General features: G+C 59.3%; 10 protein-coding genes and 10 pseudogenes. 8 read left to right on the top strand and 12 right to left on the bottom strand.

The window, feature by feature from the left end:
* Window positions 1-684, top strand: a 684-nt coding sequence (locus AC0L18_RS26280; RefSeq protein WP_473494817.1) for a TRCF domain-containing protein, incomplete at its 5' end; no start/stop codon positions are given.
* Between the two features lie 216 nt (window positions 685-900).
* On the opposite strand, the gene AC0L18_RS26275 is transcribed toward AC0L18_RS26280, so the two are convergent.
* The 6 genes and pseudogenes from AC0L18_RS26275 to AC0L18_RS26250 form a co-directional block, all read right to left on the bottom strand.
* Window positions 901-1,113, bottom strand: coding sequence for a DUF3606 domain-containing protein (locus AC0L18_RS26275; protein ID WP_473494816.1), 213 nt, complete (start codon window positions 1,111-1,113; stop codon window positions 901-903).
* Window positions 1,114-1,333: 220 nt separating this feature from the next.
* A complete protein-coding gene (locus AC0L18_RS26270; RefSeq protein WP_473494815.1) occupies window positions 1,334-2,134 on the bottom strand; it encodes a YggS family pyridoxal phosphate-dependent enzyme in 801 nt (266 codons plus the stop codon).
* A 766-nt stretch (window positions 2,135-2,900) separates the two neighbouring features.
* Window positions 2,901-3,682: pseudogene (locus tag AC0L18_RS26265) on the bottom strand (ABC transporter ATP-binding protein); the annotation flags it as partial.
* Window positions 3,683-4,107: 425 nt separating this feature from the next.
* Window positions 4,108-4,230, bottom strand: a pseudogene (locus AC0L18_RS26260) (phenazine biosynthesis protein PhzF); the annotation flags it as partial.
* 120 nt (window positions 4,231-4,350) lie between these two features.
* Window positions 4,351-4,637: pseudogene (locus AC0L18_RS26255) on the bottom strand (Tn3 family transposase); the annotation flags it as partial.
* 749 nt (window positions 4,638-5,386) lie between these two features.
* Window positions 5,387-6,475: a LysR family transcriptional regulator gene (locus AC0L18_RS26250; RefSeq protein ID WP_473494814.1), complete on the bottom strand. Its 1,089-nt coding sequence runs from the start codon at window positions 6,473-6,475 to the stop codon at window positions 5,387-5,389.
* A 251-nt stretch (window positions 6,476-6,726) separates the two neighbouring features.
* Here AC0L18_RS26250 and AC0L18_RS26245 point away from each other — a divergent pair, with 251 nt between their 5' ends.
* The 4 genes and pseudogenes from AC0L18_RS26245 (at window position 6,727) to AC0L18_RS26230 (ending at window position 10,272) form a co-directional block, all read left to right on the top strand.
* Entirely contained in the window at window positions 6,727-7,440 is a 714-nt protein-coding gene (locus AC0L18_RS26245) for an NAD(P)H-dependent flavin oxidoreductase (RefSeq protein WP_473494819.1), read from the top strand.
* A 282-nt stretch (window positions 7,441-7,722) separates the two neighbouring features.
* A pseudogene (locus tag AC0L18_RS26240) lies at window positions 7,723-8,141 on the top strand (MFS transporter); the annotation flags it as partial.
* A gap of 94 nt (window positions 8,142-8,235) precedes the next feature.
* Window positions 8,236-9,017, top strand: a pseudogene (locus AC0L18_RS26235) (IS1595 family transposase).
* Between the two features lie 443 nt (window positions 9,018-9,460).
* Window positions 9,461-10,272 (top strand): annotated as a pseudogene (locus AC0L18_RS26230) (TIM barrel protein).
* Window positions 10,273-10,286: 14 nt separating this feature from the next.
* On the opposite strand, the pseudogene AC0L18_RS26225 reads toward AC0L18_RS26230, so the two are convergent.
* Window positions 10,287-10,629, bottom strand: a pseudogene (locus AC0L18_RS26225) (type 2 periplasmic-binding domain-containing protein); the annotation flags it as partial.
* A 463-nt stretch (window positions 10,630-11,092) separates the two neighbouring features.
* Window positions 11,093-12,810: pseudogene (locus tag AC0L18_RS26220) on the bottom strand (S46 family peptidase).
* Window positions 12,811-13,435: 625 nt separating this feature from the next.
* Here AC0L18_RS26220 and AC0L18_RS26215 point away from each other — a divergent pair.
* Together AC0L18_RS26215 and AC0L18_RS26210 are read left to right on the top strand one after the other, a co-directional pair.
* Entirely contained in the window at window positions 13,436-15,454 is a 2,019-nt protein-coding gene (locus AC0L18_RS26215; protein ID WP_473494813.1) for an LTA synthase family protein, read from the top strand.
* A gap of 272 nt (window positions 15,455-15,726) precedes the next feature.
* Window positions 15,727-15,917, top strand: a pseudogene (locus AC0L18_RS26210) (EamA family transporter); the annotation flags it as partial.
* Between the two features lie 31 nt (window positions 15,918-15,948).
* Here the strand turns inward: AC0L18_RS26210 and AC0L18_RS26205 are convergent.
* From AC0L18_RS26205 to pmtA, 3 genes are all read right to left on the bottom strand, one after another.
* A complete protein-coding gene (locus tag AC0L18_RS26205; protein WP_473494820.1) occupies window positions 15,949-16,203 on the bottom strand; it encodes a hypothetical protein in 255 nt (84 codons plus the stop codon).
* Window positions 16,200-16,613, bottom strand: a complete 414-nt coding sequence (locus tag AC0L18_RS26200; RefSeq protein ID WP_473494812.1) for a methyltransferase family protein — start codon at window positions 16,611-16,613, stop codon at window positions 16,200-16,202. The genes AC0L18_RS26205 and AC0L18_RS26200 overlap by 4 nt, the downstream gene beginning before the upstream one ends.
* Window positions 16,614-17,234: 621 nt before the next feature.
* Window positions 17,235-17,828: a phospholipid N-methyltransferase PmtA gene (pmtA, locus tag AC0L18_RS26195; protein WP_292269697.1), complete on the bottom strand. Its 594-nt coding sequence runs from the start codon at window positions 17,826-17,828 to the stop codon at window positions 17,235-17,237.
* A gap of 1,387 nt (window positions 17,829-19,215) precedes the next feature.
* Between pmtA and AC0L18_RS26190 the strand changes: the two genes are divergently transcribed.
* A complete protein-coding gene (locus tag AC0L18_RS26190) occupies window positions 19,216-19,983 on the top strand; it encodes an ABC transporter substrate-binding protein (protein ID WP_473494811.1) in 768 nt (255 codons plus the stop codon).
* Window positions 19,984-20,635: 652 nt separating this feature from the next.
* Here the strand turns inward: AC0L18_RS26190 and AC0L18_RS26185 are convergent.
* Window positions 20,636-21,114, bottom strand: a pseudogene (locus AC0L18_RS26185) (recombinase family protein); the annotation flags it as partial.
* Between the last annotated feature and the right edge of the window lie 80 nt (window positions 21,115-21,194).

The following is a 21,194-nucleotide window of genomic DNA, read 5'->3' as shown; positions in this document are numbered from 1 at the left end:
GCCACAAGGTCCCGACTTTCGGCTCTTGTAGCTCTCGACCGGCTTGGCTCTGGCCTGGCCATCAGCCAAAGGGACCTCGACCTGCGCGGCGCCGGCGATCTTTTCGGCGAAGAACAAGCGGGTCACGTCAAGCTCATTGGCGTCGGGCTCGAGCGTGCCTCATCGATTGCGCGAGGCGACCCCGGCTCTGACATGCAACTTCCGGACATCAACTTGCAGGCCGGAGGGTCGTTCCCAGAAAGCTATGTGCGGGAGCCAACCATACGCCTCAGCCTGTATTCGCGATTGTTCCGCATGAGCACGCATTTAGACGTCAATGCATTTGCCGACGAGGTGGAGGATCGCTTTGGAGCCATGCCGAGCGAAGCGGCCACGCTGCTGGAGGTAAGCCGACTGCGAATAGATGCAGCGGAGTTAGGGTTGAGCCAGGTCGACGTAGGACCCGAAGCGATTGCGATCACCTTCCGCACAAAGCCCTCCGCCTCGGTCCGGCAGGACATTTTAAGGCTGGACGGGTTCGAATTTCGACAAGGCCGCTTGATCTGCAGGCCGTCAAACAAACCAGGCATCGCAAAACTCGAGGTTTTGCGAAGCGTGATCGGTTCCATTCGCTCGACACATTCGGCACGTGAGCTGAACGCGAGACCGATTACCGGTCAAAGCACAACCGGCAATGTCCCCTAGCGGCCAAGGCTGCAAGAAGATCAGTTTGCCGGATTCGGTTGAAGTCCACGACGAGACCATCGCCGACCTCACGATCGGCGTCGACGTTTCAAGCCCCCGGTCTGAAGTTGAAGGCAAGGCATCCGAAACGACGTGCCCCAGCGCTCTAACGCGAGCCTGTCGATTCTTGCCGCAGCCTGTATGCTCGCACGTTGGTGCCAAATGGTGATGTCTCTATCAGCCGGTCAGCGGACCTCCTTGCAGCACGGTATTCAATTGCTTTGCAGCGGCTGTTAAAGCGTCGCGGTCATTCCCGTTGGCTTTTATTAGCTCACGGACCTGCTCTGGCGTGATGCCGTTCTCGCGTGCGAAATGTTCCACCTCATAATCCTCATCGGTGGATACGCGGTTGCGGTCGCGGAAATCACGCTTGGTCTTGTCATCGGCCATTTCGTCCTCCTGCGGCTTCGATCAACGGCAACGCTGGCAAGTGACTTTCGTTGCGCCGGCACTTCTGGGGAGGGCCGGTCATGACTACGTTGCCTTCTGGGGAGGGTATGACGGCTGACGCGTATAGACATCTGTCAAGGGCGGATCATAGCGGGCAGATGGAGCGGCTGACAGCGCGTTGCTCTAGGGACAGGATCGCACTTGTTACGTTTGCGAAAAATCATGGTTCAATTCCCCGATCGGTGGGGGCGAAACCCGGCCAGTAGTGGCCGTCAGGCGTCGGCCGCTTGCCGAAGATGGCCTGACCGACGCGCACGACAGTGGCGCCTTCCTCGATGGCTTCCTCGAAGTCTCCGGTCATACCCATGGAGAGCCCGGTCAGCGCGGCGTTGTGCTTCACGGCTTTGTCCCGAAGCCGGCGCAGCAGAATGAAGCAAGGCCGCACCTTGGCCATGTCGGAGGAAAACAGCGCAAGTGTCATCAACCCGCATGGCCGGAGACGGGGAACCTGATCGAGGGTCTCCACGAAGGGCAGCAGTGCGTTCGGATGGAGGCCGAACTTGCTGTCCTCGCCAGACGTGTTGACCTGCACATAGACGTCGAGGAAGCGATCTTCGCGCTCCAGCCTCGTGTTCAGAAGGTCGGCGAGCCGCAGGCTGTCGAGCGCATGAAACTCACGCGCGAAGCGGGTCAGATATTTGGCCTTGTTGGTCTGGAGATGTCCGACGATGCTCCAGTCGATGGCGAGATCGTGAAGCGCCTCGCACTTTGTCATTGCCTCCTGGATCTTGTTCTCGCCGAAAGTGCTGATGCCGACGTCGAAGGCATATCGCAGGATATGGGCCGGCACCGTCTTGGTGATCGGCAGCAACCGCACGGAGGCACGGTCGCGCCCGGCCCGTGCGCAAGCAAGCGTGATGCGCTCTTCAACCGACGCCAGATTGGTGCGGAAGCTGGTAAGGGGATCAGGCCCGAAGCGTTCGACGTCCTCGGGCGAAAGCGGCGGATTGTTCGTGCCCATTGTGATCTGCCCCTGTCGTAAACAAGCTCGTTGGCCTTGAGCCACGTGTAGCCGACGCCACTAAGAAACACGAGGCTCTTGTCGGGCGGCTGCATAGATGGTCCGATCCGCCGCGGTAGCGACGGCAGACAATGTGCAGGGGTGGCGAAAGCAAGAATTGCAACTGATGATGTGCAGCGATTCATGGGGCGGCCTCCTTGGCCCCCCAGGGATCGGGATAGCCCGTTTGTGATTTTCCGAACGTCGGCGGCTCTCAGCGCCTGTACGTTGGGAGTTGTTTGTCGCGTCGACCGTTCCTGGGCATTGGTGCAAAGACGTTGAACTCCGATGCGATGTCGAGGACGGCTTTATTGCCCTTTGTCTGGTGCGCACCGCGCTCGTTGCCCGTTCTACATTGGTAGCGGTGGGCTGCCTTGAGCTGGATCAGTTTTAGGGCGAACGGCCTGGTTGAACTCCGGCTCGCGACCCGTTGCGGGGCCAATTGGTGGCGTCGGCAAACGATGAGGATGTGGAACGGTCGGAGACGAAGTCGAGCGATCACCACTGCTTAAGACTCGGCGGTACCAGCATCGGCACGGCCGCGGGCGGTCAGCTTCTCGCGATAGAACCGAAGAGCTCTTGTGGCAATCTCGTCGCCCCTTCCCACACATTTGCGACGGAGGCGGCGAAAGCCGAGATTTGTCTAACGCGAAAATGCCCGCTCTCTACGACAACAGCCAAGCATTGCGAGCAGCGCGGAGCCGTGACGAACGACCTTCCAGTCGGCTTATCTCTCCTCGGAACTGTCGGCAATGTGGCCGCCGGTCTGCCGCCGCCACAGGCGGGCATACAGGCCGTCGCGTTTGAGTAGCTCCGAGGGGGAGCCCTCCTCAACGATGCGCCCTTTGTCGAGCACGACGATCCTGTCCATGCTGGCAATCGTCGACAGGCGGTGGGCAATGGCGATCACCGTCTTGCCCTCCATTATGAGCTCGAGTTTTTTTGGACCGCCGCCTCGGCTTCGCTGTCCAGGGCAGAAGTCGCCTCGTCTAGAAGGAGGATTGGCGCGTCTTTAAGCAGCACCCGAGCGATGGCGACCCGCTGACGCTGGCCGCCAGAAAGCTTCACCCCGCGGTCACCGACGAAAGCATCCTAGCCGGTGCGGTTTTCGCTGTCCTTGAGATCGGCCACGAAACAGTCCGCATCGGCCAGCATTGCGGCGCGTTCGACCTCCTCCGGCGAGGCATCCGGCCGGCCGTAACGGATATTGTCCCCGACAGAGCGATGGAGCAACGAGACATCCTGGGTCACGACCCCGATATTCTGACGCAGGCTTGCCTGCGTCACCGAACGAATATCCTGGCCGTCGACGACGATTGCGCCATCGTTTACGTCGAAGAACCGCAGAAGCAGGCTGACAAGCGTTGACTTGCCGGACCCCGACATGCCGACGAGCCCGACCTTCTCGCCGGCGCGGACCCTGAGCGATAGATTCTCGATTACCCCTTTTCCTTGCCGGTATTCGAACCGGATATCTCTGAACTCGACCGCGCCGGCGACAACGGCCAGCGGCCTGCCAGCGGGTGGGGCTCCGACACTCTTGTTCAGTTTCGGACACAAAAAAGTCGCTATAGACATGCTCGGGAAGACCGGATGGAACATCGAGCATGTAATCGTCGCACCCGAGCCGAATTTCATCCTCACCGGCTCCCGACCAGGGCGCTTGCTGAAAAGAGCGCTTGCTGCGCCAGCCATGAGTTCGCGGTAACCGCCGCAACCTTTTTCTGATATCGACCTGCGGGTTCACGGAAGAAGCCGATCCCGCGCGTCGCGCGATCGAGCGACTGCCGATCATCTGCGGGGAGGGCATTCCCTCACGACCTGATCTTTGAATCGGACATTTCGGTCGAACGAGTGCAGGAGCTACTCCATGACGGCGTTTAGAAGCCGGGGTCGCTAGGCTGTCGCTGAAGATCGACCACGTTGCGAAAGAGCGGCAGTTTCGCCAGATCGAACTCGTCGAAGGTCGGGCCGTCGTGCTTGCTCACCGCGCGACGCACCGGTCCGATATTCTCCTCCAGCACGAAGATGCCGGTCGCCTCGCCAGGGAGTTCAGCACCACTGCACTGATGCGACTGCAGTTAAAATGAAGAATCCGAGCTACGCCATTCTCGCAATAAACTGCTAAACCTGACTGAACGACTGCGTTCTCACTATTAACTGCCAAGCGACACTTCGTGGATTTCGCGCCGGAAGGCTTCCGAGCCGAGATAGCGGTGAGAAAAATGGTCTTGATTGCCTTGCCGAGTTGGGCCAGCGCCCTGTAGCTTGGGCGCTGCACGCTCGCCCGCGCAAAGCGGCGCAGGATCGATTCCGCATCGGCCGTGCGGTGCTGCAGGGCCGCCGCATATTTGATCAACTCGTCATACTGCTGCTCGATGAGGTTCCAGTCGATCGCCTGTGTCAGGATCGGCAGAAGTTTCGGGAGCTCGCGCGCCATTTCGGTATCGGGCACCCCGCACTTCATCGGCAAGAGAACGGGCGACGATTCCGGCCACGGTCGCCAACCATCTGGTGGCGCACCGCGACGGTCCGGCTCTTATGCCAGGGCGAACTGGGGAGCACATGCGCCCCCTGCCATGACGCACGCATCCAGAAGGAAGAGGTGAGAGGTTACGCGAAAGGGTGTGATGGAGTGGGAGGCGCATCGCGTTCGACCATCCGTGGATTCGGCAGCCTTGATTAAGGTCTGCGACGTCTGACCAAGGCCATCCATGGCGGAGTGCTCTCGCTGAGGTTAAAGGCAGCCTCTTCGGCTTCGTACCGGGTCAGCCCGGTGAGCGGCCGACCGTATCTCTCGGCGGGAAGCCCTGTCAGGCTATCGATCACAGACCACAGCCTTGGTTCCGACGGCAGAATCTTGTAGCGCCTCATCGAGCCCTCGCTTGCTAGAAGCACAGAGAACTCCCGCTTTACCGCAAAGTTCCGCAGTGCAGCATCAAAATGTTGCGACGCACTATGAGGGATGCAGTTCATATGACGGGCGGGGTCCTTTTGGCGCGCTGCCCGGCTGCCGGGTGCTGGTCGCCGGCCCGGCCGGCCTTGATAGGGCAGCTCTTGGGCTTCGACGTGTCACGCAACTCGCCGTTCCGGCTCGAGCGGCACGGCCAGCTCGTATGCGCGCATTGGGGCAAACCCGCCGGGCGATATCGCAAAGATGCTGGTGATGCGTCAGATAGATCTGACTGACCCCTTGTTTTTGCTCCATCTTTCTTAAGCCCGCTGCAGTTGTCGGGCCGGCTCTGGTCCTGCCGGCTGAGGCCGTGAATGCGCCTCAGACGCCACCGCCATGAAAGCCTGAAGTGCCGCGGAGAGATACTCGTCGCTCCGCGTCACAAAAACAGTCGGCGCCGACCGCAGATTGTCAGGTAGCTGGTGTATGATGACCTGTCCGTCGGCTGCCGCATCCTGAACGACCCCCCGAGGTAGCATGGCCATCCCTACCCCGGCGGCGACGCAGCCGATGATCCCGTCCATTGTTCCGAGTTCCATCCAGCGGACATGCGTTACCCCACACGCCGCCAGGAACATGTCCATGCGCCGGCGATAGGAACAGCCCGATCGAAAAGCGAGGACCTTCAGAGCCGGCGATGCGGCCAAGGCCTTCAGATCCGAAAGCTCGCGAAACCGCGGCGAGGAGATCACAACGAGCTCCTCTTCGACGATCGATAGGCTCTTCAGTTCGGGATGAGCGATGGGGCCGGAGACGAACGCGCCATCCAGTTTGCGTCCGACGACCTCGCTGACGAGCTGTTCCGTCGGGGCAGCCTCCACCAGTACGTCGACCTCTGGATATTCTGCAGCATAGCGGATCAGGATCGGTGGAAGGCGAAGCGCTGCAGTGGTCTCCATGGAGCCGATCCTGAGTAAACCGCACGGCGTACCGCGGTCTGTGACGACGCGCTTGGCTTCGTCCAGAAGCTCTCCGACGCGCTCAGCATAGGGAACGAGCTGAATGCCGGTGGCTGTCAGTGTAACCCCTCGCCTGGAGCGATGAAAAAGCGGAGCACCGATTTCCTCCTCAAGCGATTTTATTCTCGCGGTGACGTTGGATTGCACCGTGTTGAGCACACCGGCAGCCCCTCCGATACTGTTTGCTCTCACCACCGCCTGGAAAAACCTGAGGTCGGCGCTGTTCATCGGCCATCTCCTTTTCAGATGAAAAACATCTGATCTAATCGTTTGTCTTAAGTCAGGTGTCGCAATAGCGTCAAAGAAAAATTTCCGGGAACATTCCTCAAACTGGGAGAAGTATTGATGACGATACGAACGCGTCTGACAGAATTTTTCGAAATCAAGCATCCCATCATCCTTGCCCCGATGACACCGGCCGCGGGTGGCGCGCTTGCGTGGCCGCGGGTGGCGCGCTTGCGTCCGCCGTCGCCGACGCCGGCGGTCTGGGCCTGTTGGGTGGGGGATATGCTGATCGTCAATGGTACGAAACAGAGTCGTCGCTGATTACCAATGAACGCGTTGGCTGCGGGTTCATCCCCTGGGCAGTCGAAGCCGACCTTGATCTGTTTGACCGCGCACTTGCGGAGCGTCCGTCCGCGATGATGCTTTCGTTTTCGGATCCGGCGAAGCTCGCGGCACGGGTCAAGCAGTCGGGTGTTCCGCTGATTTGCATGATCCACACACTCGAACATGCCCGGCGCGCAATCGACGTTGGCGCCGACATTCTTATTGTTCAGGGGACCGAGGCCGGCGGCCATGGCCTGGTCGCGCGGTCAACGATGCCCTTCGTTCCCGCAGTCGTGGATCTGGTGGCAAAGATTTCGCCTTCTGTCATTGTCGTGGCGGCAGGCGGCATTGCCGACGGTCGTGGCCTGGCCGCTTCGCTGATGCTCGGAGCAGACGGGGTCCTGATGGGAACCAGGTTCTGGGCTACGCGCGAGTCGCTCATCCATCCGGCAGCCAAGGACAAGGTAGTCGCTGCCTCTGGCGACGAGACAATCCGGACTTCCGTCTACGATATCGTCCGTCAGAAGGCTTGGCCCGCTGGCTATACCGGCCGACTGCTCAAAAACGGCTTCATCGACAAGTGGCACGGGCGGGAAGAAGAGCTGCGCACGCTGCATTCCGAAGAATTGTCGAAGGTCGAGGCGGCATGGGCCTCTGGCGACTATGACACGGCCAACGTGACTGTCGGTGAGGCGGTGGGCCTCATCAACGATCTGCCGTCGGCGAAGGACATCGTCCGCCGAACCGTGCGCGAGGCAAGCGAAAGACTTGGCGTCTACGCATTCGATCAGCGCATCGCGAGCTGACTTATCACGGCCCTGAAGAGAGGGCCGACTACTTTCAAAACATAAAGGGGAACTGCAGCACGCAACAGCTACAGGAAAGGGGCGACTCGGTCCGCAAACCAGGTATCTGTACCGTCGTCCTTACATCAAGCGCCGGCACGGTCATCGAATGGTACGACTTCTATCTTTACGGAATATCTTTACGGAAATCTGGCGATTTTCTTCTCAACGCTCTTCTACCCTGCCAATGAACCGACGGCAGCTGTTCTGATCAGCGTCGCAACCTTTACCACAGGCTTCCTCGTGCGCCCATTGGGAGCCCTGCTGTTCGGCAGCATCGGCGACCGCGTCGGACGCAAGAGCACGTTCTTGATGACGCTCATTCTGATGGGCATTGCGACCGCGCTCGTCGGCGTCTTGCCAACCTTTGAGACCGCGGGATATTTCGCGCCGATCGCTCTTGTGGTCCTTCGGCTCATCCAGGTATTGGCGATCGGCGGCGAATACGGCGGCGCGCCGTTTACGTCGCAGAACACGCACCGGCGAACCGGCGCGGGTTCTTCACGAGCTTTATCCAGACAACGGCAACCGTCGGCTTTTTTCTGGCGATTGTCGTCGTGCTTACGTGCCGGCTGTCGCTCGGCGAAGAACTCTTCAAGCAATGGGGTTGGAGAATTCCGTTCCTGCTATCATCGGTTTTGATCGTGCTGTCTCTTTATCTGCGCCTCAAGCTGAGCGAATCCCCGGTCTTCGAGGAGCTTCGCAAAGGCGGGAAGACCGCAAAGAGCCCAATCCGTCAGAGTTTCGCCACCGGTCATGGCGTGCGTGATGCAGCCTTTGCACTGTTCGGGGGCGACTGCCGGCCTAGGGTGCGTTTGGTATATTCGCACCGGCGACGTCCCAAGAAATGTCTCGGCCATGCTGGCTGGCGTGCTGGCCGATGCGACCAACCTCGGTCCGAAGCGAATGGCGAGCGCGTCCAAGGGCATCAGCGCGCACCAGATCGGCTGGATGCGCACCTTCCACGCGCGGTCCGAGACCTATCGCGCGGCGCAAGCATGTATCACCGATGCACACAACCGACATCCGCATTCTCGACTGTGGGGCAACGGAGCCGCGGTCGTGACCGGTCTCTCAGCGCGAGCAAGCGAACGCGTCATTGAAGCGCAGATCGAGTCGAGAGCTCATTTGATGAGCGATGAGTGGAAAGCATTCATGGCCATTGGTGAGAGCTTTGCCAAGCACGAGCCCGTGAAGCATTCCAGTGGTGAGTATGTTCGCGATGCCGTCCACGTCAATTCGGTAGAGGGCTTCAACTCCCGCGTCCGCCGTACCATCGCCGGCGTCTTTCATCATATCAGCCCGCAGCATGCCGACCTGTATTTCCACGAGGTTGGCTTCCGATGGTCACAGCGCGTGGTATCCGGGAGCGCCGTTCGGAAAACCCGGCATGGTCTAGAAGTCTTGAGGACCATCTGGTCGCGTGTGCCGCCGGCGCTGCAGCTACTGAGAGTTTTTCGCGTCGCCACGGGGCGCCAGATGCGCCGAAGCCTGGGTGAAGGAATCATCATCAATCAACCGTAGCTGCCTTTGGTTGATAAATGCCTCGTACGATTTTGAGCAGTTCTTGTTCCGACCCCATCATGCGAAGATCGTGTGACTGTCCAAGTTTTGGCAAACGAGAGGCATCCCACAGACGGGGCACTCGGCTGCTGCGGGTCACCTTCGACGACAGTCACACTTACTGATCTCGATTTGATTGTTGAACCTCGGTCTTAAGAGCAGCAGTGCTGACCTCAAGCTCCTTAACCGATGTCGAAATGAGTTTGGCCGCATGGCACGCGCAAGCGGAGCACCCTAGCCAGCCATTGTGCTTCAATCCGTGCTGTTTGCTCTCACAACCGCTTGGAAAAACCTGAGGTCGGCGCTGTTCATCAGCCATCTCCTTTTCAGATGAAAAACATCTGATCTAATCGTTTGTCTTAAGTCAAGTGTCGCAATAGCGTCAAAATTTCCGGGAACATTGAAGGAAAACCAAGCCATGCGCCAAGCAGCGCCCCGCTTTGCACTCGACCACATGGCGACGCCCGGACTCGACGTCAGGGCACTTTTCGCTTTTCCCCGTGACCAGGGCCTGACCGATGTCCAGATCCGCAGCCAACAACGCAGCAATGCTATTGCACGCGGCATGCCGGCGGCGGACGTCCGCTCTGCCGCCGCCGAAACAGGCGTTGGGATTATTTCCATCAATGCCTTGCAGCGCTTCAATGAGTGGACCCCCGCCCGCAAGACCGAGGCGAGCAAGCTCGCCGATTATGCGGCGGCCTGCGGAGCCAAGACGCTCATGCTAATGCCTGTCAACGACGGCTCCTGGCCCGCCAATGGCGAGCGCCGGGGCGATCTCCGCGTCGCCTTGAAGGCGCTCAAGCCGATCCTCCAGTCGCGCGGCCTGATCGGTCTCATCGAGCCGCTGGGCTTCCAGACCTGCTCGCTTCGATCGAAGAACGAAGCGGCTAAGGCCATTGCCGCCATTGATGGCCAGTCCGTCTTCCGCCTCGTGCACGACACGTTTCATCACACGCTCGCCGGGGAGCCATTCTTCTCCTGCGACCTGACCGGTCTCGTGCACATTTCAAGAGTGAACGATCCAATCCACTGGATTTACCCGGATCGCGTCCTATTCGGTTCCGACAATGGCAGCCAGATCCGGGCGCTGCTTGAAGGCGTTATGCGGGCCCCTTCTCATTCGCACCGTTTGTCGACGCAGCCCACCCGCTGGACGATCTCGCCGGCGCACTTGCCGCGAGCATCGATCTAGTCCAACAAGGGCTATTGACGCGAATGGCGGCGTGAGACGCGGGAGTAAATTAGGGGTGCCTGAGACGGCTTTTGGCGTCCCGCGGAGGAGTCATTCGAGACGCCTCCTGTAACAATATCTCTCGCATCCAGATGCTTGCCGCATCACTGTTGTGAAGGACGGGCCATTGGAGGGCCTCGGTGAATGCGGGAGCGGCAGCGGAAGTTCGACGATCCGCAGGGGCAAGGTTGTCTTGAAATGCTCAACCAGCCGGAAGGGCATGGTCGCTATACGATCTGTGCCTGAGACCATCGGCGGGATCATGCTGAAGGCCTGCACGATAATCTCGACACGTCTCTTCAGGCCATGCTCAAGAAAAACCGCTCCTCGATTGAGGGCTTCAGCTCGGACCCTGAGTAGTGCGATTAACGAACGTCACTTCGCTGGTCGAACGGCTGAACCGCTTCTATCGAGTCGTCGCCCGTGGCGCTTCCATTCCCTATGCTGCCTTCATTCGCGGTCCTCGCCAAACTGTTCAGACAAATCAAGCCAGCTCTCCCGAGGACAGACGCCGGCAAGCTGTGCGTGGACTTAGCGAAACAGCCATCCGCAATTTAGCCCTGTCCAGAGTTTGCGAAACACGCAAAAAAGATGAAAGTGCGATGTTCAGGCGCATCGGTGCGACTACACAGAGTTACGTCATTTGAAGTTATGCCAAGGGAGAAACGGTATTGGGCAACGGCTCAGGCGCTGGCGAACCTTTGAATGTTGCGCATGCATTGGAGCGCCGGCCGATTCGAGCACGATCAACGATCGCTGTGGCAAGCTCACGTCAATGTCCCCGAATTGCATTTCGCTACCACCAGACTACCCCGCTCAGGAGCGCGACGCCGGGAGCACTCCCGTCTCCTTGAGCAACCGGCCAGCGCCGTCAATCTTGTCCATGGTCCAGAGCATGAAGCGACTGTCGACATGGATGCTGCGATTGCGGTCTGCGGCATATGCCCAATCGGAGATCACTCCATCAAGCGTGCCATCGAAGGCGAGACCGACGAACTCGCCGCGCCCATTCAGCGTCGCCGAGCCGCTGTTGCCGTTGGTAATGTCGGCGGTGGACAGGAAGGTGACCGGTAACGTGCCCAGCGTCGGCGCGACATAGGGGCCATAATCCTGGCTCGGATCGCTGCGATAGCCGGATCTGGAGCGTCCAACTCACCCTTGCCCGTTTCTTTGGCTAGAAGTCCCTCGGCCGTGGTAAAGGGCATCCAGATCTGCCCGTCGCGTGTTCGCCCCGCCACCTTGCCCCAGTTGATGCGCAGCGAGCCATTCGCGTCGGGATACATCGGCCGGCCGATTGCCTGGCGGTAGGCACGCTGGCCGTGCATATAGATGGCGCGAGCCGCCTGGCTGCGTCCAGCGCGGTCCTTCGCAGCGTGCTTCGCAGCTATGTCGCCGGGATAGAGCGCGACCACCAGCTTGATGAAAGGATCGTCCGACGCCTCGAAGGCAGCAGCGGGCTTGTCGGGCCAGCCGAGCCGCGTTGCCGTGTCTGCGAGTTGGTGTCTGCATAAAGTCGGTCAAGGCCAATTTGGTCCAAAGCGCTTTCGAAAGTAGTATCGCGGTCCTTTGCATCCAGCCGGCGATATTCGTCGAGTGCGGCCTCGAACAGCTTTCGATCGATGTCTGGCAAATAGCCGCGCTCGATCTGCGTCAGCTGATCCAAGATTTCTTTACGGTCACGATCCTGAAAGCCGCTTTCACGGTCTTCATCGGCCTTCTCGTGCTCCTTTGTCCAGCGATAGAGAGTGCGTGCCGATGACAGTAGTTGCGCGCGATTGAGCAACGCCTGGCGCAGCCTCGCCAGCAAAGCCCGGCTATTTTCGCCCACCATCCCGTCCAGTTCGCGGTTTGCTGCGTCAAAAGCGCGTCTGCCGCACGGGTACTCGGCGACCCAGGCGCGAAAAGCTTTCTCCTCGATGGCCTTGCGCGCGTCGAGGCCGATCGCGTCGGCGCCGGCTAGATCGCCCCCAGCTTCTTCTTGTAGTTTTCCACGCCTTGCAGGATGGAGGCGTAGCGGATCTGCGCTTCGCGATTGCTTGCCGTGGCTCGGTTGATCTGATCGGCATAATCCGAGAGCAAACGCTGGGACAGTGGTTCGTAGTCGGCGAAGTTGAACCGGACTTCATCGGCGGTGAGGAATCGGTGGGTTGCGCCGGGAAAGCCGGCGACCATCACAAAATCGCCTTCTTGACGCCTTCACGGGCTATGGGCAGCCAAATCTTTGGCCGGTAAGGCACATTGTCGCGCGCATAAAGCCGGGAGGAACCGTCAGGAGCGACATAGGCGCGATAGAAGCCGAAGTCGCCCGTGTTGCGCGGCCACATCCAATTGTCCGTTTGAACGCCGAAGTTGCCGATGCCGAGCGCGGGCGCGTAGACGAGGCGCACGTCCTCAATTTCAAGCTGGAGGTAGTAGAAGGCGCCGCCATAATAGGGCCTCACGTCGCAGCGGCGATCGGGCTGTTCTTCACATGCAGCTATTAGCGCCTTGCGGTTCGTGTCGAGCTGCTCATGGCGGGCAAAGCCGCTCAGCATGTCAGAGACGCCCCTAAGCATCTCGGTGGTCACATCCCGCGGCCAACCCGGACAACAACCGGCCTCTCAAATCTCCGCAAGGCGGTCATCTCTCCGCCCCCCAAAGGCGATCATGTGTCAAGAGGCCCAGTTCGCTTCTCTGCCGAGCCGAGCGTTCCGCTGCCCTGTATGTCGACAATGCCCTCTTGACCAGCCCCGCGCCAGCCTCGCATGCATCGCCGCCTAGGCTCGCTCTGCAGACACGTCACGGACTATTGAGAAATCGGTCCATGATCTCGCCGAAAGCTGCCGCCGCCGCGGGTCTCCCGGCTGCATCCTCGGGTGATGCTCGAGTGAGGCCCGGCAACATGAGGACGATCGCTCATTCGGCTCGGCGTTTCGTGCCCATCCACCTTCTCCCACAGGGGAGGCTGGGATGCAGCGCCTTCAAAGTGAGGAACAAATCACCTTCGCCGCGAACCTTTCACATTGTCTCGCCACCACCACCGTCGATGAAGTTTCGGACTCGCGCGGGCCGAATCGGGGATCGGCATCGCAGACCATGCGATCGATCTCGTCCCGACGGTTGCCAAAATTGAAAACGAGGCATAATTGCCCAGACATCCAGCTGCTTCGGAGGCTTGCTATGACTTTTGCTCAATCGGTCGGTGCGTTCTTTCGTCGGCTGAAGCCATTCATCCTGCTTTTCCTGTTGACTCAGTTCCTGGTCAGGCTGGCGCTGTCGCTGGTTTCGGCCAAAGACCTGTCTTTCCATCCGGCCGACTGGCTGGCTCCTTTCTTCACTGGCATCTGGTTCGATATCGTCACGCTGCTTCCAATCCTCGTGGTCTTTCTCCTCTTCCCGCTGCTCCTGCCAGTTTCGTGGGCCGGAAAGCGGTTTGACCGCGCAGTTGGGCTCTCGGGCTTCGCAATCTTCCTGTTTCTGATGGTCGTGCAGGGGGTCAGCGAGTATTTCTTCTGGGACGAATTCACGACGCGCTTCAATTTCATCGCGGTCGACTACCTCGTGTACACGCAGGAAGTGATCCAGAACATCATGGAGAGCTATCCGGTCGTGCCGCTGCTTGCCGGCATCGGCCTGTTGGCGGTCGGCGGGACCTATCTGCTCCGCCGCCAGGTGAAGGCAGGCTTCGCGCCGCATCCGCCGTTCGTGAAGCGGCTGGCGGTCTTTGCGACGATAACGGGAATGGCCGCCGCCGGCGTGTTGGTGACGCCCGATTCGATCACACGGCCGATGCCGAGCGCGATCGCCCGCGAACTCGGGGGCAACGGACTCTATGGTTTGGTTAGCGCCTTCTTCTCGAATGAGATCGATTTCGCGAATTTCTATCGGACCATACCCGAGAAACAGGCGGCCGAACGGACACGCGACCTTTTAGCGGAAGATCACGAGCCGTTCGAAAGCACCGATTTAAACGACATCACGCGTGACATTCGAGCCGAGGGGCCGATGCTGCGCAAGAACGTCATCCTGGTCGGCATGGAAAGCATGAGTGCGGAGTTCATGGGCACATTCGGCAATCCGAAAAGACTGACACCGAACCTTGACCGGCTGGCGTCTGAAGGCCTGCTTTTCACGGAAATGCGGGCGACCGGCACGCGCACCGTGCGCGGGCTTGAAGCGATCGCGCTTTCAGTCCCGCCGACCCCGGGGCAATCGATCCTGCGTCGCCCCGGCAACGACAATCTCTTCACCATTGGCTCTGTGTTCCAGGATTCGGGCTACGATACGCGCTTCCTCTATGGCGGCTACGGCTATTTCGACAACATGAACGCGTTCTTTTCCGGTAATGGCTTCGGTATCGTCGACCGCGCTACGATGGCGGCAGGCAATGTGCATTTCGCCAATGCGTGGGGCGTTAGCGATGAGGATCTCTATGACGAGGTGATCCGCCAAGCCGACGCCTCGGCGAAAGCCGGCAAGAACTTCTTCAGCTTCGTCATGAACACGTCAAACCACCGGCCCTTTACCTATCCAGCTGGCGCCATAGACATCCCATCGCCGGGCGGGCGCGACGGGGCGGTCAAATATTCCGACTACGCGATCGGGGAACTGGTCAAGAAGGCATCGGCGAAACCGTGGTTCAGGGATACCGTTTTTGTCTTTGTCGCCGATCATACGGCGAGCGTCGCAGGCAAGGTGGAGCTCGACATGAACAAATACCACATACCGTGCATCATCTGGTCGCAGGGCTTTGTCGAGCCCCGCCGGATCAACCGGCTGGCGAGCCAGGTGGATATTGCGCCGTCGCTGCTTGCCCTGCTGCAGGCTAGCTATCGCAGCCGCTTTTTCGGCGACGACCTGATCGAAGCGGACGAACCGGAGCGGCCGGTCTACATCTCCAACTACCAGAAGGTGGCCATGATCCTGCATGGCCGCACGACGATCCTCGAGCCCAAGAAGCAAATCGTCCAGATGAAGGGTGAGGAGGTGCAACCTGAAAGGGCCGTCGACCACAACGCGGTCGAAGATACCGTAGCCGTCTATCAATATGCCTCGCACTGGCGCGATATTTCACGCCGCATTCCAAGTGTTCTTGACAACGGCACGCGGGCACTCGGCCGGTCCGGTGTGCATCGCCTGCCAAACCCGAAGCGACGCGCGCCTCCGTCCAGGACCACACCCACCATACCGGTGCCCTAACAAAGCCACCGTGCCACAACGTCTTAGGAATGCCAGGTCTGCTCCGGTGATCGCCAAGAGGTGTGAGGAACTTAACAATCCCTTGCAAGACCCTTCGTGGTGGCAACGGCAATGGCCGGAACGGGTCCAGCCTGTCGTGGAAATACGTTGATTTGATAACGTGATTCCCGATCAGCGAGGTGAGTCGGGCTGAAGCGGTTTGTCGGGGGCGAGGATCGCCGGCAAGCGGCACTGCTTCCCGAGTGCCTGGACGATTACGTGACGCAGGACAATCCGGGGTGGCGACGGGTGCATCGTGGATCTGCTACTTTCGCGCGCTCCAGTTTGGGAGACGCAGCACGCGTTGCCCCTGTCGACAAACTGAGCCTCGTGCTGGTGGCGGTGTTCGGAGCGACATTCCTCAAGGAAATCGTTGTCGAACTGGGCAGGGGTTGCCTTGATCGCAACAGGCGCGGTTCTGGTGCGCTACAAAGCTTATTGCTCCGTCTTTAGGATCAGAACAGCCAAAAAAAGGTGGGCAGATAGCCAGCTACCTGGAGGTATTCGATGCCTTCGATGGCTGGAAAGATCGCCAGAAAATAGAGGGCATCGAAGAATGTGCTTCTTAATGCGTTCGTGGAGAACGTGTGCTGATGCTTGTCCTGATGCAGCCACGGCTTGGGCCAGAACCGCGGCGTTCTTGCCACATATGCTTCGAACTCCGGACCAAATTTGTCACGAAGAAACGTCTCTTCCTTTCGGGCAGTCATCCCGAAAACCGCGTAGGTGCACCCCCCAGAGCGGATGCAACGATGAGCGATCCGAACATGAGGCCGATGCCGAATGCTCCGATCGTCGAAAACAGATATAGGGGATTGCGAGTGATCCAGTACGGCCCGCTGACTGCCAACTCGCTGTTCTTCCGCCCCCCGACATAGAGGATGCTCCACAACCTCCCGATTATGCAGACGAGGATCAGAACAAAACCGATCATCTCGATGACCTCGTGAAGGCTAGATGCTTCATCCCAACCGGGGCGAGAGAATAGCAGCGAGCCAATCGCCGCTATGCTCAAGGCCTGGACGACCAAAAGTCTCTTCCGCTGATTAAATGGTTGCGGGGCAATGGAAGCGGACATCATGGTTCCTTCGACAAAGGCTTTTTCGGGGGCTCGCGCCAAGCAGTGCATCCAATGTCGACCGATCTGTCAGAAATGTGACGCGCTGTCCCTTTTCCTGGCGGCGACTGCTCGGTTTCAATGGCAAGCTCGATAGCCGATTGCAGTAGGCCTGACCCTTGGCAGATCCCTATGTCGGCAGCCCTTTGGAACTTGCCGGAAATTAAGGTCTCGGTGGATAAACCCGCATGGCTTTTGCTGGCAGGAAGACCGATGCGCGGGCGTGGATGGATCAAGGCGTTGCGTCAGGACGAGGCTCGGCAGGTGCGTGCGCGCATTGCGGAACTGGAGCGCGACCTCATAGCGCCCACACCTCAAGGACGCCATCGACGTTTCGAAGCCGGACATGAACTTCGCAATGCGAAGTCCCGCCTGGCGCGTCTCGAGGAATGCATCTCCGGAAATACCGGAGAAACATCGGCGTTAGCGGGAAGCTTCGCCGCTCTCAATGCTTGTAGCCGAACATCATCTCTCTGCTGCGGTCAAATCGATCCTCAGAAAATGCGGAAGGGAAGGCGGTCCAGCCAGGGCCGCGAATGGCTGGCCACAGCACCAAGTTCAATCGGCTGTGCAGTCCTGTACAAGGATTCCGAAAGCCACCTGTCGCTCGCGTCCCCTGTGGTTTCACACTGCCCGTCGATAGGTCCAGAGTTGTGCGGGGGGAACATTGCGAACGACGAAATCATAGTGAGAAACGATGTAACGGTCGGGCATTTTGAGCACCGGTGACAGAAGACCGTAGGTGATTTGGATCACAGGTCGCCCGGCGGGGACTCGTGCAAGCAAATCCTCGAGCAGTGTGAGGCGCTGTTGCATCGGAAAGCTCAACATCGGCACTGCGCTTATGACACAATCGAACTTTTCCCGGCGCTCCCCCAGAATTTCTTCCAAGGCAAACGCATTGCCCAAGCGGAAATCCACTCCCGGAAAGCGTCGCACCAGGCCATCATAAAAATCCTTGGAATATTCGACCGAAGTCACCCGATGCGGTTGGATGCCTCTTTCCAGGATGGCCCTGGTGATGACACCCGTCCCGGCACCAAGCTCCAAAACCGGCAATTCAGAATGCGGGTTGACCACACTAGCCATGCGGCGCGCCGCGTGGATCGACGTGGGCATGAGTGCGCCCACGCCTTTCTTATCCTTCTGCCAACATTTGAAGAATTGCACTTCTTCCTCAAGTTTCTTGCCAAGTCGCTCTTTCAATCGAAAGACCATATCCGCTCCCTTCTCCCGATCCGCGTCGGAGCGACTTTTTGTCGAAGTTTCGCTATATAAACAAGCCTGATTCACAGGGATGATTGCCGCGCCGGAGGCGCGAAACGCCCGCGCCGGCTGGCACGCCCTTGTCCACCAGGATCACGTTTTTCTCGCTCAGATGCGCGCCAGTTCTTCCTGTATGGAAATCTCGGTCATGGCTCGCGAGCCCCTCTCGGCTCATCGAGCAGCCGTATCTCCGGCTGCACCATCAGCGCCCGCGGGACGCACACAGGTTCTCATCTGCTGCGCGTTTCGCCAGGCGCACAGCAGACAGCGAGGCCGCTACGGCCGCAAAAAACCCGCGACGGCGGCTCGATTCCGGGACCGGTCCGCCATTTTTGGCAGGTGATCTGTGCAAGTGCGTCGCTTGGATCACCCCAGCTATCTCGTGGCCGCCCCATTGCCAAACGTCCTCTTTTCAACCGGCCGAGCCTCCCAGTCGCCGGATCAATGATGACGATCCCCTCTGAATAGTTCTTTGGAGAGCCTGACGGTCTTCGCCGTCTTACCGTGGTTTCGGCTTGCCATGGCCTTACCTTCTCTGCCGCGCAGGCGGCACAGAGCTATGACTCTACCGTGCATTGGCCTTGGAAAATACGACGGCTGGACCACAATAATGAGGTTTAGGCTGAAGACTTTTCAGGGAAACCATCAAAAAGGAAACAGCAGCTCTTCCGGTCTTTACGAGCCCGGCCGTTCCTATCGGCCGGTAATCATCGCAGGCCATAGTGCCTGTCCTTCGACGACCGGAGCCGAAGCCATTTTTCTGCTAGCAGCTTCACGCTGGGTCCTGTTCCAAGCCGAAGCTCGCTGGCATGGCGCATAGGGCATCAGGAACCGCTTTTGGCGACGACGTGAGTTGGCGCCGGCCAGAAACGCGACCTGCTCTGCAGCACCCTAAGCCGTTTGTTGAGCGGCGCGTACTCCGAATGAGCATTCGAGGCGAACAGCGTTTCCTTTGAGTGGCAAAGAACAGCACCTGATGCTTTATAGTCTAGCAAATCGCTGGACATACTAGCGCGAAATTCGGAGCCTTCCCAAAACTGGAGCAAGACGATGGTGTTAGCTGTGGAGAGATTTTCAAGAAGGAGATTTGGTGGGTTCGTGACCGCGTTCGCGGTAGGCTTGGTCGCTTCTTTCTCCCCCTCATTGCGCAGGCGGGTAGCCCGGACGCTGGCAAACTGCCGACCAACATCCCGGCGGGCACTGTCCTTCGTATCGGCGATTCCCGAGACGCAAAGGGCGCTGGAATTATCGGGGCTGATCGATCAACTGCCGTTCGAGGTCGAATGGGCCAATATCAGCGGCGGCCCACAGACAATCGAAGCCTTTCGCGCCAACGCATTTGGACGTCGGATCGGTTGCCGACATTCCGCCCATCCACGCGACCTGGACTGGGCTCAAGGTCAAGATCATTGCCGCGAAGTTCCGTAAGGAACCGGTTGCGCACCCGATCTATCAACTCGGCATTGCACCGGGAGTCGAGGTCAAGACGCTCGCGGATCTGCGCGAAAAACGGATTGCTTTCAGCCCCGGTCAGGCACAGGGCGCGCTGGTGTTGAGGGTCCTGCAGGCCGCCAGCCTGGAAAACGAGGATGTAGATCTCATCGAATTGCCCAGCAAAGGCGATGCCTATCCGGTGGCACTTTCCGGCAAGCAAGTCGACGTCGCGCCGATCTCGGGCGTCCTCATCAAGCGCTATCTGCGCCAGTATGGCGCCGACGGCGCTACCACCATCCCGCACGGCTTGCGCGATGATCCAGCCCATCTCTATGCCCCACAAGCCGTGCTTGAGGACCCGGCCAAAGCAGCCGCTCTCGGCGAATATGTGCGCTACTGGGCGCTAGCCGCCCGTTGGGTGGAAGAGCATCCCAAGGAGTGGATCGAGGGGTACTACGTCGCCACCCAGGGCCTCAACACAGAAGATGGCCAGTATCTGGTCGACGCTGATGGTCAGTTCGACATCCCCTCCGACTGGAACGACCTGATCGTGCGCCAGCAGGCGACGATCGATCTCCTGGCCAAGGAGTTGAACAAGCCCGCGATCAAGGCCGAGGACCTGTTCGACAGGCGCTTCGAGGCGATCGCCACAAACGCGCTGAACGCCTCCTGACGCCTGCTTTCCGAGACCGGAGACGACACCGATGAACGCATTCTCCAACACCGCCGCAGTTGCCCCAAAATTCTGTAGAGATAAGGTACTTTGTTCTGATGTTTTCACGTCAGTGGGAAAAACGGCGCTGTTAGCCGCATGGCAAAGGGGGTGACGGTTTAGGAGCGGGATGCGGCGCCAAACGCACGCCGGATCAGCGGCGGCGCGCTTGCAGTTGGAAATTTAGCCGAGAAGGGGAGGGAAATCGGCGAAGCACAGCTGCAATCAACCAAGCGGCGACAGCCTCGCCAAGGTATCCCCCGCCTGTCGATTCGAAGCAGCTGTATGAAACGTTGCTTCAAACGCAAGAACTCGCGGGACGCGATGATGTCCCTGGTCCTCGGCCTCTCGAAGGCCACAGTGATTTCTTCGTGGATGCGACCTGGCTGTGCCTGCATGACAATGATTCGATCCGAAAGCAGCAAGGCTTCGTCGATATCATGCGTAACGAAGACGATCGTCGTTCTGAACTGCTCCCAAACCTCGAGCAGCAGTTCCGGATCCTGGGGTCGTTTGCGGGAGGGCGAAACGACAAGCACAGGTCCCTGACCCGCATGATCGTTTGCCTGCTAGTTTGGATTCCCGGGCAAAGGGCTTTGCATTGAGGCGGACGGGGCGGCCCGAGTGTCTTTTCTTCAGCCTTGGCGCGATCGAGGCCGGTCTGGGTGCGTTCGACGAGAAGATCCCGCTCGAACTGGGCGACAGCGTTGAGGACGTTCATCGTCATCTTACCGGCTGAGCTTGCCAGATCGACGCGGCCAAGTGCGAGACTGTGAACCTTCACGCCCATCTCCTCGAGCTGAGCGACGGTGGTGCTGACATCAATCGCGTTGCGACCGAGACGATCAAGCTTGGTGACGACCAGGACATCGCCATGCTCCAAACGATCGATCAGGCGGCGGAAGCCTGTCCGCTGGGCAATGGCAGTGCTGCCGGAGATGGTTTCGGAGACGATGCGACGGGATTCGACATGGAAGCCCCGCCGACTGGATTTCCAAGATCTGGTTGTCAAACCGTCTGGCCGATGGTCGAGACGCGGGCATAGGCTTTGCAATCTGCAAAGTGAGATTGCTTCTGATAAGGAAACGGAATTCGTAGGCGGGCGCCACTCCGCTGCTACAACCCCCGTCGTTACCTTGCTTCGTGATGCCGAAATACATTCGAGTGGCCAT

It is taken from the genome of Mesorhizobium sp. WSM4819 (assembly GCF_055811215.1).
Note: the sequence above shows the minus strand (reverse complement) of the source record. Positions and strands in the feature narration are given on the sequence as shown.